Below are 12,254 nucleotides of genomic sequence, written 5' to 3' on the forward strand. Positions count from 1 at the left end.
ATTTATAGCAACACCCAGCTCGTAGTCTCTACCAGCTTTTGATTCAAGCAAATGTTCTAACGACTGTTTGCCTTCTATTCTTGTGATTGCCTGGCTCAACTCTCCGCTATATCGAGTTGCTCAAGGGCATATCTCATGTTCTTCTTTTTTCTTGCTCAAGTCAGCCTTTGGCCGTTTGTCCAAAGGTATTGATTACAAGAAACCAATCTGCGCAATATTCGGACAAGAAGCCGGTAATTCTCCGCTGCGAAAGATTTTAGCGTCATTCTGAATGTGACACTTGCATAATGGAATTTTTGTGGAAAATGGATAGGTAGTTCAGACCAAGCTAAGACTTAGCAGGCGGGGAAACATGAAAAAGATTGCATTACTGGCTTTCGCCCTCGGAGCGCTATCCGTAAATAAAGCCCATGCTGACCTTGATAATTCGCTGTTTGGTGAAATAGCAAGAGAACATGGGTTGCCGGTAAACCTACTTTATTCAGTTGCACTTGCTGAGTCAGCTTATTCATCTGATAAAGGTATAAGCCCATGGCCTTATACCTTGCGCACTGCAACCAAGGCCTATTACGCCAAAACGTTGGCTGAGGCGGAGAACATTCTGACTGAGCTTTTGAGAAGTGCGCGGTCAGTTGATGTTGGAATAATGCAGGTTAATTTGTACTGGAATTCCGACCGTATTAAAGATCCAAAAGCATTATTAAGTCCTGAAAACGGGCTGAGAATGGGTGCGTCTATATTGAGTGAGCGGATAAAGTCTGCGCCTGGGGATCTGGAACTAGGTATTGGCCGATATCACAATATTAAGGAAGAAGCATTAGCCAGAAACTACGGAGCAAGAGTTCTGGCTATATGCAAGAACATCTCATACGTTATAGGTGGGGTTTGCGAAGAATGAGCGCTTTCAATACCAACGAATTGAGCATCAGAGATGGAAGCTGTAAAGACGTTGCGGATTTGAATCAGCAAATCTGGTCTTATATACATCAGAGTGCTACATCTGGCAGCCTAGAGAATCTAAGGGCCTTTAAATTTCATAGTCGTGAGATTTCTCGTTTAAGCGAGCTTTCGTTTCAAACGATAATGAATCTTTCTGATTCCATAGTTCTGCATTTCCGCGGAACTATCAATCAAAACGAAGCCCGATCTTGTCTCAAGTCAATGACAACTAAAGGCAATGGTGAGCTAACGCAAATTCAGGAATTCGCGTATCGATACTTTATGCAGGCTAAACTCTGTACACACAAATACGGAGCTGGTGTTGCACGATTACGTTATGGCCTGTCAACTCAGGAGATCGAATTCCTAATAAATATCTCTGAAACCCAGCTGAGATATTTAGTGTGCAACACCTCCTCAGGAAAGTTATTACTGAGGTTCGACCCACAAATTGTAAATGGGATTGGTGTTACGGATTATTTTATTGAGGCGTTGAGCCGAATTCAACTTCAGTGCTTAAACTCAGCCGTGGAACTCTAACATGACCGACAAAGACAAGGGAAAAAAGGTAGTTGTGATCTATCAGAGTGTTGAGGCTAGTTATCGACTTGAGACTGCCAGGAAGATGCTACGCCACAACTTCAACACTCAGGTGATAGAGCTAGAGACACAAATAAGTGTCAAGACATTGCGTAAGCTACGCAAAGAAATGACATTGCAAAAAGAAGAGCGGCGTGATCGCCTGGGCCGTAGTGTTCCGACGATTGTCAAGAATACAACACAAAGAAAGATAGCTTCCTTGTTTTTACATATATATGTAGTTATGTGTGGTAAGGAACATGGAGTGGTTGATATCGATCTGCTGATTCAGGCCTATTATATTTTCCTTGCGGACCTTAAACAGCAAAATAGATTTATTGAAAGAACTATAAAGCCGCTCACGATCAGTGAGGTATATTCGCTGGCATCAGCTTATCAGCGCCGAGAGATCTCTCTTGAGATTTGCTCACGTTGCGGTACACCTCATGCCGAATTCTACAAGGGTACTATCGGTGGCTGCCCTAACGCGATCAGCCTTGTCGGGATGCATGGAAACGTCATGGATGAGCGAACACCTATGTGGTCAGGCATGAAGAGATCAATCTATTCGCAACATGAGGCAGGGCAGGCCTCTTTCTAGGTTCTGATTACCTTGCAAATGAGGGGGAGCCTTGATAGCTCCCCTTTTTTTTGCCGTTTGACCTGCTCACACTATTTCCGCTAGGTAGGTAGCGGGTTGCATCCGAAAAGCCCTCCTGTGGCATCTGCAGGCGCTTAAAGCCCCTCTCGGACAACCTTTCCTGGGCTTCAAATCGCACATCACCATTTGCGCCCTTCAGATTGCTCGGCGTGTTCGATCAACCTGGTCACTACCTGTCGCCAAAAGCTGGTGTTTTCCTCATGATCAAGACCGGGAGTAGACATGGTAACCACTCCATAAACTACCCATAGTATTGGTAAAACCCCTGTTCTCTATTGCGTGTATGGCATTTTTGTAGATGGACTGACCATTGCCAATATCATATTGGTAATTTACATCTGTAGCGCGGATGAACTGGTAAAACTACTCAATTCATCCTTATAGTATTGGTAATTCAACTCACAACTGAAAATCGTGCCAAGGATAGAAGTCCTCATTTTTAGACGTTGAATTACCAAATGAATAAACCATGTTAAATGCTTATGCTTTTTTTCTCACTTGCGGCGTTGGTTAGTAGGCGATATACGATTACACGAGCGTGCTGATTTTCTAGCCGCAGGATTGACCTTATCGGTTAGCCCTCTACAAGCATGAAAGGGTGGATGCTGGAGACCAGAAACATGACAGATCAGATTACAAACGAGAAACTGAGCCAGCTCCTTGAAGCCAAGGAGTCTCTGGCCACCTCAGGGATGGATGCTGCAACGCTGCTTGAGTTGACTGAGCAGACCCTTGCGGTGCTGGAGCGCCATGTGGAGCGTTTGACCTACTTGAATGCGCTTCAAGCAAAGGAGACCTGTGAGTATTTCTGGGAGAAAGCAAGAGAAGGGCAGGAAGAGAACAAACAGTATCCGCGCCTTGGTAGTAGAGTTCGGCTTATCAAGAACACGCTTGCAATTGTCTGGTACCACAGTACTTATCTGCTCAAACCCAAGGCGGGAGGAAAGCGAGTATTTACCGCCAAACATATTTCCAAGCCACGGCATAAATTTCGATACAGCAATGCTGCGCTTTCTAATGCCTACCCCTGGGAGAAGGAAAATGTGGAAGATACCGAGAATGATTATGCAAAGTTCAGACAGAGACAGTCGCTCATTACTGAAATAAGGAGCAGGCTCTCACGATTCAAGAATATTACGGATGCCTATTCAAATAACGAGTAGCTTTGTTTTCGGTGAATACTATGTACAGCAATCAGGCTCAACTACTGGAATTACAACTGTGCGACCTTGAGTACATCAAAGATCTTGACTGCGATGGCTTTTCTGCCTGCACAGCTTATTTACTTAAGCGTGCCAGTGTGTCTTATAGACTTATGCGCGGGCAGTGCATCAGAGTTAGCGCAGGTCATATTATTGTTCCGCATTACTGGATAGAACTCTCGCCTGGCGTCTGTGCTTATCTTCAGCACCCCAATGATCAACTGGTTATCGACTTTAATCTACGCAAGTGGTTATTTGAGGATGAAGAGGTTCCGCATGGCGTTTTTGCCAAAAACCGCGAGTCAGACTTTCGTTATATTGGCGAAGCAATAGATACGGATTTTGGGCTCGACTTTTGGGATTTGGACAGTATGACAAATGGTCGGCTGGCTAGAATGCAGATCAATATCTGAAACCGTTCTTTTCTGAAATAGGACAAACATCGGATTAGTCCAGTTTTACGCCAATTATTTTTCCAGCCTGCTCGCTGGACTTGCATCCTGAAATTTCCCTGTACTATGAAAGTAGGTTTTCTTTCATAGGGGATTTCGTATGCACATGTCAGCCATTCAGTTACTTGAAGCATTACCTACTCGTAAAAGATCGGTCATAAACCAGCTATTGCTTTCAATGTCGATTGATGAGTTAAGAGAGTTGGTTTCCTACTTTAACGGTCATGACAAGTATGGTGCAGATGATACTGCCCGGATTGCACTTCTGTGTGTCTACTCAGGACATCTTTCAAGCAAGTTTCCCCCGTTCTCATTTGTTCAATCCCATCTAGCCAGCCGTTGCCCTGATATCATCGAACTCAAGCCAAGGCATGTATTGACTCGTCCTCTATCCGACATGACCGGCCATCCTGTGGACTACCTGGACGGAGCAGTTTTCCAATCTCTGATCGAACTCATGCCAAATGGCTGGTTGGTTGCTATTCCTGTCCGCAAGGGATTCAAAACCAATATTGTTTCTTTTCCAGACTCTTCTGGCTGTTCTTTCAAGGGAGATAGCCATGCGATATCCCAATAGATTATCCATGACCTTGCTAATGTTTACCTCAACGGCATTTGCCTGTGGTACGGTTTATTGTCTTGGCGTTAATCAGTCACTGGGCAAATTATTCATTGTCTGTTTATTGAGTAACGCATTTGTTATGGGAGGATGGGGTTTCTTTCAGGGAAGGTTATTTGGAGAGCCATTACCGGTCTGCTGTACAAAAGCCGTTGCAACTTCCATAACAGGCGCTTTAGGGACGGGAGTGGCCGGTTATGTAATGGCACTTTATTTAATTCTGCTCGCTGACATACTGCCCACTATTTGCGATACGTTTCTCAAACATTAATTAACGGACACGTTTTGTTACATATTGTAAGAATATGGTTAGGCTAGATCTTAAAGGCAATTAAAGCTCAAAGTGCCACTATAATTATTAATATGTAGCAAAGTTACATCAAGGCGCCACTATATATTAAAACGGGAGTTTTAAAATGAGTGACAAGAATTCGAACAAACTTGTAGTCATTGCGCTTGCTGTAACGTGCGCAACAGTTGCGGGCGGTATATTTTATCAGTCTCATCAGACGCAAAAGAGAATGGATGAACTGGCGCAAACCGTACAGTCAGCCACCTCGCCCGAGCGCTTGCAGGCGTCGATCGAGACCACCCTGGCGGATATCCGTACCCGTGAAGCCGATCAGGCGCGCCAGCAGATGTTTGAAGGCTATCAGGCGGCGTCTGACAGCCTGGAAGGGCGCAAGGCAGGCCAGCACATCTATGGCAGCACCAAGGCTCGCTTTACGCTGGTAGAGTTCGCCGATACCCAGTGTGGCTACTGCAAGCGCTTTCATGAAACGCCCAAGCAGATCGTGGACGCCTCGGGTGGTACGGTGAACTGGGAATACAAGAACATGCCCATCCTCTCATCCACCTCACAGGTGCAGGCCCATGCCCTGGAGTGTGTCTCCGAGGTAAAGGGCAATCAGGCGTTCTGGGTGATGCTGGATCAGCTGTACAAGCAGCCCGGGCAGGAGGTGGACCTCAATGGCCTGGCGACTCGTCTGGGCGCTAATTCAGGTGCCTTCAAGCAGTGCATGACCGAGCGCCGGCACATGGACAAGCTCCAGCAGTCGGTGGCACTGGCCAAGAGCAACGGCGCCAATGGCACGCCAGCCACCTTTGTCGTGGATAACAAGACTGGGCAGCGCATCCTGTTGGGCGGCGCACAGCCCATGGAAGCCTTCCTGTCGGTGATGCGTCGTCTGCAGATGCAGGACGAGGAGGGGGGCAAGGATCCAAAGGCTACCGGCGCAATCGCACAACCTCTAGCCAATGGCGCCAGCTAGTAAGCCCCTATTAGCTGACGTCGAGCCGACCGCATCCAACGCAGTCGGCTTTTTTGTATCCGCACGCTTGGAAGGTGAGGGAAGCGCCGTTACGACTGCGCGCCCCTGATCACGACATATGTCCCTGCAATCAGACCCAGCAGGCCGCCAGTAAACCCGGCGTTCTGCCAGGTCACCAAAGAGCCTTCGACAGGATAGACATTGGAGACCACCAGGCCGATAAGGCCGAGTGCTGTAGCAAGCACAGCCGCAAAGCCAAGTATGAAACGGATATTGCCTGCAACCTCGGCCCGACGTTCAAGCTCAAGGCAGCGAGCCACCTCTTCAGCTGTAGCAGCATCAGCCGCCCACTTGGCGCGAAGCTCCTGCAATTCACGGCTGGCCATGTGGGTACTCGCTCCCAAGTTAATGGATTTACCAACTGTACACGGGCAGATCGTCCAGTGGTTCGCCCAATGCTTCAAGCATCACCCACATGGAGATCTGCTTGTCCTGGCTCCAGCGCCTGAGATCCAGCAGACATTGCGGGATGCTCTCGTCATCCAGCTCCATGTCACCCAGCTCCAGAATAATTCCGTCCTTGCACAGTGCACAACGGCACCATGGATTGTCGTCGCCTTCGCTTTCCAAACGGACAGCGGTAGCTTCGTCGAGATGATGTATGTCGATAACGGGGATCGATATGACGTCAAACGGATATTTCGAGGCGCTCATGTGGACTCCTTTAGGTCTTAACATCCTTGATGTCGAGGATGTATAGGATGCGCATCTCTGATTGGCGCACCTTCTTTTTTCCCACGACTTTTCCATTATGCAAGTACCCGCAACGAAATAATGGTAATAGGCCATCATTTGCGGGCTTTGTGTCTGCCTCCTGTCGCAATTTCGCCACGGCCCACACACCTTCCTCATGCCCTCAACACGTAAACAGATCCAGCTGGCCATGTTTGTCAGCGCATTTAGCCGCCATCGGTACGTCCCCTTTTTTCTGGCTCAACAGATTAAGCCGCTCGATCAGCGCCAGCGGGTCGTGCAGGACCGCTATCAGATCAAATCGCCAGATCTGGTTGCTGAGCCTGAGCATGCGCGACCATTCGGCATGCCCGCCCTTGCTTAACGATACGGTGCCGAGTCCTAACAGATAGTGAACGGCTGACGAGGGCGCAGCGTCGAGCGAGACGCGGTTCAGGGCGTGGTCAAGCTCAAGGGACAGGAACAGCTCAAGGCCTTCCTCGTCGATGGCGAACTCGTCGGTAGTCACGACATCAGTCACAGGCTTACCCTGGCGCGTCACGGTGAGCGATTCAGCGCCAGCCACCGCATGGTCAAGGTTGCGTAGCCCATCGTACCAAGACCCGTAGAACTCGTCGCACAGGACGGCCTCGGCGCGAAAGGCGACATCCTTCTCGGTCCATGTGGGCAGGTTCGAGATATCGGGTAGCGGATAGCGCGCGTCCTGCTCGTAGATCTCCAGATAGGTCCGCAACGCCATAAACGGCTCGTGATAGCCATAGCGGCCCCACAACATGTCGATAGCCACGATCTGGCGCATGGAAAGAACTGTGAAGCGTGGTTTGATACCCAGCTGGCGCGCGCTTTCCTCTTCCTGAATTTGGATGGTTAGGATCAGGCGCAGGAGCTCAAGCGTATACGCAGGGCTGTAGGCATTGGGACTGATCTTGATGCGGCCGGTACGCTCGTCTACCTGCCGGCTCAGCCAGCAACGGGCAGAGGGATCAAAGTGGCGGGCCTTCATGTACGAGCGCAGGTCATGGAGCGGCTTGAGCCAGCTGTACTGGCCGCCTTGCTTGGCAATCATGTTTTCGGCTGAGGCATCGCTGGTAACACGCAGGCACGTCCAGCAGCCCGTTCTGGCGCCACAACCGGGACGGCGGCGTGCATCGGCTCCGCTCAAGTACGAAAGAACCATGCAATCACCGCCGTTCAAATCCCTATACACCTCGACCAGCGCATCAAAATTGTCGTAGCAGCGGATCTGCCCTGAGCGCACCTGGCCCAGATAGGCAAAGATGTCGTCGGTAGTGAAGTCGGCGATAGGGGACAGCACCCAGTTTTCACCGCCCTCGCTGGCCGCAAGGTTTACCGGAGCAATGGCGTCTTCGTTTCGCTCGGCCATTCTACGTGCGCGCTCGGCGCTTTCCTCACGGCGGGTTCCGATGATGGACAGCATTCCCTGACTAGCCATGCCTTCCTGCCGGATCTGGCGCTTGATGTGCGCCTTGGCGCGGGTCAGCACGCTGCTTTTCATCATCTGCTGGCACTTGGTGTTGTTGCCGACGGACAGGATGGTGCGACCGCCAATTACGGAGACCAGATAGTCATTGCTTAGGCTGGGCGTGGCCAGCCATACCTTGACGGCGATGCGCTGGGCCTTGGCGTAGGCGCGGATCTGCGAGACCTGTGAGCGGTTGAAGGTCTTGATCACGGGGTTCTCGACCAGCGTGTCGCTGTGGCAGACATGCAAGGTCGGGAGGGTGGCGCCAGCCTCCTTGAGCCGGATCAACGCGGTCAGCGTAAGGTTCAGCGTGACGCTTGAGTCCTTGCCGCCACTCCATGCCACGACTGGATGCCAGCCCTGCTCGATCAGCACGGTGATGGCCTGCACAGCCCCCTCGATCTTCTGCTCCAGCGAGCGCTCGGGCAGCTGGATTGCTACCTCACTTTGAGGGAAGTCAAAGGCGTCTTGTGTAGGTTGGAAGGCAGTCATCGCGGGCTCCTGGCCGTGTCCGATAACTCCACCTTGCCCTACAAATCCGCTGATGCAAGTCCACTCAGGCCAAGAAATATGGCTACGAAAAAGCAGCTATTTTCGCGGATTGAGAATGTATAAGGTGTACATCCAGATTTATTGACGCTTCTTCAAATCCCACAGTCCAAACCAGAGTACAGCCTGTGCGCTGACGCCAATGGTAAGGATGAAAAGCGCCACAACCATGACTGTCCAATGCGACATTAAGTAGCCATAATAGGCAACAACAGCGGCCAGTATTCCAATCAAGAGAGTAATACGTCTGAGCCAGCGGGTTTCGTGCTGTACCTGGGCGTCAAGCATGGCGATTAACGTTTCCCTGTCCTTGTGCATGATGTTTCCTTACGACGTAGAGATGCGGCTATGTCTGTGTGCAGGATAGACTCCTAAACGTTAATGCTGCTGCCGCCTGGTAGTCACTTGCATCAGAGGTTTTCGATGCTAGCGTCGATAGGAATCAACGAATTGTGAGCTATCCCATGCCTATCGAACAATCAAGTGAGTGCTTTGGAGTTGACCTGAAATGGGTCAAACAGGCGAATGCGGTTTCTGCCGCGACGAGGGCCTTCTGATCGATCTATGTGACGGTCTTGATACCCAGGCCTACCAGCTGATCGAGGAGAAGCGACGCAGAGGAGATGATGCACGCTTCAATCCTGTTACGATTACAATGACGGCCCGCCTCGATAAAACCTATTCTGGAAAATTCCTTGTTTGCTTTGAGGGCGACAAGCTCCCTACACTGAGACTTGCTGGGTGTCCGCTGTTGGCCAAATGCGGAAGTCATTTATCGATGAATACTGTCTGAGCCCTAATCAAGATGAATATCCGCGAGGCTGTAGCCGAGGACCTGGAACGTATCGTTTGCTTGTTTGAACAGCTCGGGTATTCAACTGAGCCTAAGCAAGTAGCGCAGCAGCTGCATGAGCTACGTCAAAGAGCCACTGGACAGGCGTTTGTAGCGGAGCACCATAGTGACATTGTTGGTGTTGCGATAGTACACATAATGAACCCGTTACATGTAAAAGCCTCGTGGGCTCTACTTTCTGCTCTGGTTGTAGACGACAAACACAGGAGTTCGGGTCTTGGAGCACGCTTGCTGACCGCTGCAGAGGAGTTTGCAGTGCAGCAGGGGTGCTCGCAACTTGAGTTATCTAGCAACAGTGCTCGCAATCGAGCACATTTGTTCTATGAGCGAAACGGCTATCAAGAGAAGCGCCTACGTTTCGTTAAAGTGTTTCAAGAGTCCTTGGAAAGCTAATGCTGATCGTGCATATGCCTTTTGAGCAAACCACATCAAGCGAGGCCACATCATCACGGCGATCGAGGTGGCTAGACAGCTTGAGGCTCTATAGGTATGAGCCATGATGCTCTTCCTGTACGCATCTAACTGTATCAAATTCAAGATGGTTAATATTTGGCGCCAACATCCATGTGATGCGCCTGCCTTTAGGGTTCGAATTAGTTTTCGTCAAGTATTTCCGGCCTAACAGGACTGGACACAGCCTTAAGTCATTCCGCTATGTGTGCCCTAAAGCCTGTTACACCTGGCGCAATGTCGGTGCGGAGCGTTAATGCAGGAATGTCATAGTCACCGCCATTCTGTGAGCGGAACTGGATAGGTGCTGTATGGAACAGGTTATCAAGACGCTCACCAAGACCAGTGCAAATCGCGGCATATCGGTCATCGTCCACTCGGCTGGTCCGGTAGACTACAAAGGGTGGTAATACATCGAAGCCAGGGTAATACAGCACGCCATGCTGAATTGGAAAAAGCACATCCTCAATCGGTCCATTGATACCACGCGCGCTGTAATGAGAAACCCAGCCGCCAGCCGTTACTATCAGCATTGCCCGCTTACCGGCAAGAGTACCTTCACCGTAGCGATCTCCCCACCGGCTATCCGAATGCTCGCCAACGCCATAGGCAAAGCCGTAAGCATAGACACGGTCTACCCAGCCCTTGAGAATCGCCGGCATGCTAAACCACCAGAGCGGGAACTGAAGAATTACCGCGTCAGCCCATAGCAGCTTGGCCTGCTCGCCAGCAATATCAGGGCTCTGTCGCCCACTCTGATAGGCCTGCATGGAATCGAGCGACGGGTTGAAAGGCTTTTCAGATGAAAAATCGAGACTGTCAGCAGCGTCGAGAGTTGCTTTCCACTGCATGGCATAAAGGTCTGAGATCTTGACCTTGTGGCCCGCTTCCAGGAGGTGCTGTATGGAAAAATTCTTTAAAGCACCGTTAAGGGAATGGGGCTCTGGATGAGCGTAGATCAATAACACATTCATGTCCGGTATCCTCGGCTCGTTTCGGTCAACAGAGGATGCCGCGCAATATAGTATTATTGAAACATATAACGCTAATACCAGGTATTGCGGTGGACGATTTCAGTAAGCTTGACCTGAATCTATTGGTTACACTTGATACATTGCTCGTTGAACACAACGTCACGCGAGCAGCCGAGCGCCTCAACCTTGCGCAATCATCAGTAAGCGTGCAATTAGCGAAGCTACGCGATTACTTTGATGATCCGCTTCTGCTGCCTGGCCCACGTGGCATGCGTCCAACAACCAGGGCTAACGAACTACGTGAGCCCTTGCACCAGGCATTGGAAGCACTTGCTGAAGCCATCCAGGGCACCAGGGTTTTTGAACCCGCCCTCGCGCAAAATACCTGGCGAGTAGCAGCAACGGACTACGCTGAATCAACCATCATCCTGCCAACCTTGAATACATTGACGACACAAGCGCCCAAGACGCGGCTGGCAGTGCTGGAAATGGTCCCCAAACGCATTGCTAAGCAACTTGAACAGGATGATATGGATCTGGCTTTCCATACACTTCATGACAGTCCACCAACGCTACGCTGTCATCCGTTGTTCAAGGAGCGTTACGTACTAGCTGGCCGTGCTCATCACCCAGCACTGGCGCAAGAGCTTACCTTGAAACAGTTCTGCACGCTTGAGCACGTTGTTGTCTCTCCGGACGGCGGTGGGTTCTCTGGGGTTACCGATCAGGCTCTTGCGACACAGGGTATGACTCGTCGCGTTGCGCTTTCCGTCCCGCACTTCCTGTTCGTTCTTTCTGTACTGGCAACAACTGATATGGTCGCCGTTGTGCCTTTAAGGCTGGCTCATAATAATCCAGCGCTCTCGTTTATAGAGCCGCCACTGAATATTCCAGGCTACGAGATAAGCATGCTTTGGCATGAGCGTTTGCATCATGATCCGGCACATCGGTGGTTACGTGAGCAATTTGTTGCATCATGTGCAGGGGAGCTGCCAGGACGGCGATAGGTGCTTCGTAATGGTAAATAGCCTTGCAGGCTGCGCTTTGGCTTATAGCTGTTGGAGAGTGATCATGACTAACTTGCCTGCGCGCATTCAGCTACGCCGCACCAAGGGCTGGCGCTTACCGGAGGGTTCTGTACGTGTTGCCAAGCCGGGCAAGTGGGGAACCCCCTTCAGTGTTGCCGAGCATGGCCGCGAAAGGGCCATAGCGCTGTTTTCAGCGTATCTTGATCAGCAGCTGGCGGCGGGTGCCCTTGATATAACGGAGCTGCGTGGCAAGGCTCTGGCCTGTTGGTGTCGCCTGGACGAACCCTGCTATGCAAATGTCCTGATCAAACACGCCAATATCTGACACTCAAGCCCTTGCATCCCGCAATTCCCATGAGAGAGTGAAAGTGTCTTCCACTTTCAGGACTTTCCCATGAATACGAAGCAGCTCGTGATTATCTACATTGCCGCGTTAAGCGT

At 50.5% G+C, this 12,254-nt stretch carries 14 protein-coding genes; 9 read left to right on the forward strand and 5 right to left on the reverse strand.

Annotated elements, in window-relative coordinates; genetic code table 11:
* The first annotated feature begins 352 nt into the window (after positions 1 to 352).
* The 6 genes from JQR90_RS24595 to JQR90_RS24620 all read left to right on the forward strand — a co-directional run bounded on the left by JQR90_RS24595 (position 353) and on the right by JQR90_RS24620 (position 5,723).
* Positions 353 to 898 (forward strand): transglycosylase SLT domain-containing protein, encoded by a 546-nt coding sequence (locus tag JQR90_RS24595; protein WP_196122484.1) that lies wholly within the window; start codon positions 353 to 355, stop codon positions 896 to 898.
* Positions 899 to 1,480: 582 nt separating this feature from the next.
* On the forward strand, positions 1,481 to 2,119 hold the full coding sequence (locus JQR90_RS24600; RefSeq protein ID WP_196122482.1) for a FlhC family transcriptional regulator: 639 nt from the start codon (positions 1,481 to 1,483) through the stop codon (positions 2,117 to 2,119).
* Between the two features lie 680 nt (positions 2,120 to 2,799).
* The gene (gene mobI, locus JQR90_RS24605) at positions 2,800 to 3,342 is read left to right on the forward strand and encodes a conjugative transfer protein MobI(A/C) (RefSeq protein WP_073450636.1); all 543 of its coding nucleotides are present in this window, start codon (positions 2,800 to 2,802) and stop codon (positions 3,340 to 3,342) included.
* A 20-nt stretch (positions 3,343 to 3,362) separates the two neighbouring features.
* Positions 3,363 to 3,794, forward strand: coding sequence for a hypothetical protein (locus tag JQR90_RS24610; protein WP_434141360.1), 432 nt, complete (start codon positions 3,363 to 3,365; stop codon positions 3,792 to 3,794).
* Between the two features lie 139 nt (positions 3,795 to 3,933).
* The gene (locus JQR90_RS24615) at positions 3,934 to 4,410 is read left to right on the forward strand and encodes a hypothetical protein (protein WP_434141358.1); all 477 of its coding nucleotides are present in this window, start codon (positions 3,934 to 3,936) and stop codon (positions 4,408 to 4,410) included.
* A gap of 458 nt (positions 4,411 to 4,868) precedes the next feature.
* On the forward strand, positions 4,869 to 5,723 hold the full coding sequence (locus JQR90_RS24620) for a DsbA family protein (protein WP_434141356.1): 855 nt from the start codon (positions 4,869 to 4,871) through the stop codon (positions 5,721 to 5,723).
* Positions 5,724 to 5,812: 89 nt separating this feature from the next.
* Here JQR90_RS24620 and JQR90_RS24625 read toward each other — a convergent pair whose 3' ends face one another.
* From JQR90_RS24625 to JQR90_RS24640, 4 genes are all read right to left on the reverse strand, one after another.
* Positions 5,813 to 6,109 carry a hypothetical protein gene (locus tag JQR90_RS24625; RefSeq protein WP_150345756.1) on the reverse strand — a complete coding sequence of 99 codons (297 nt, stop codon included), beginning with the start codon at positions 6,107 to 6,109 and terminating at the stop codon, positions 5,813 to 5,815.
* 28 nt (positions 6,110 to 6,137) lie between these two features.
* Entirely contained in the window at positions 6,138 to 6,437 is a 300-nt protein-coding gene (locus tag JQR90_RS24630; RefSeq protein ID WP_073450601.1) for a hypothetical protein, read from the reverse strand.
* 202 nt (positions 6,438 to 6,639) lie between these two features.
* Positions 6,640 to 8,451, reverse strand: a complete 1,812-nt coding sequence (locus JQR90_RS24635) for a phosphoadenosine phosphosulfate reductase family protein (protein WP_434141353.1) — start codon at positions 8,449 to 8,451, stop codon at positions 6,640 to 6,642.
* A gap of 138 nt (positions 8,452 to 8,589) precedes the next feature.
* Positions 8,590 to 8,826: a hypothetical protein gene (locus JQR90_RS24640; RefSeq protein ID WP_434141351.1), complete on the reverse strand. Its 237-nt coding sequence runs from the start codon at positions 8,824 to 8,826 to the stop codon at positions 8,590 to 8,592.
* Positions 8,827 to 9,313: 487 nt separating this feature from the next.
* Here JQR90_RS24640 and JQR90_RS24645 point away from each other — a divergent pair, with 487 nt between their 5' ends.
* Complete coding sequence (locus JQR90_RS24645; protein ID WP_434141349.1) at positions 9,314 to 9,754, forward strand: GNAT family N-acetyltransferase; 441 nt, start codon at positions 9,314 to 9,316, stop codon at positions 9,752 to 9,754.
* 251 nt (positions 9,755 to 10,005) lie between these two features.
* Here JQR90_RS24645 and JQR90_RS24650 read toward each other — a convergent pair whose 3' ends face one another.
* Positions 10,006 to 10,785 (reverse strand): NAD(P)H-dependent oxidoreductase, encoded by a 780-nt coding sequence (locus tag JQR90_RS24650; protein ID WP_434141347.1) that lies wholly within the window; start codon positions 10,783 to 10,785, stop codon positions 10,006 to 10,008.
* An 89-nt stretch (positions 10,786 to 10,874) separates the two neighbouring features.
* On the opposite strand from JQR90_RS24650, the gene JQR90_RS24655 reads away from it, so the two are divergent.
* Both JQR90_RS24655 and JQR90_RS24660 read left to right on the forward strand, forming a co-directional pair.
* On the forward strand, positions 10,875 to 11,792 hold the full coding sequence (locus tag JQR90_RS24655) for a LysR family transcriptional regulator (protein WP_434141345.1): 918 nt from the start codon (positions 10,875 to 10,877) through the stop codon (positions 11,790 to 11,792).
* Positions 11,793 to 11,856: 64 nt separating this feature from the next.
* Positions 11,857 to 12,138 (forward strand): DUF4326 domain-containing protein, encoded by a 282-nt coding sequence (locus tag JQR90_RS24660; protein ID WP_434141343.1) that lies wholly within the window; start codon positions 11,857 to 11,859, stop codon positions 12,136 to 12,138.
* Positions 12,139 to 12,254 lie beyond the last annotated feature (116 nt).

The organism is Pseudomonas sp. JZ114, assembly GCF_051027705.1.
GTDB lineage: Bacteria > Pseudomonadota > Gammaproteobacteria > Pseudomonadales > Pseudomonadaceae > Chryseomonas > Chryseomonas luteola.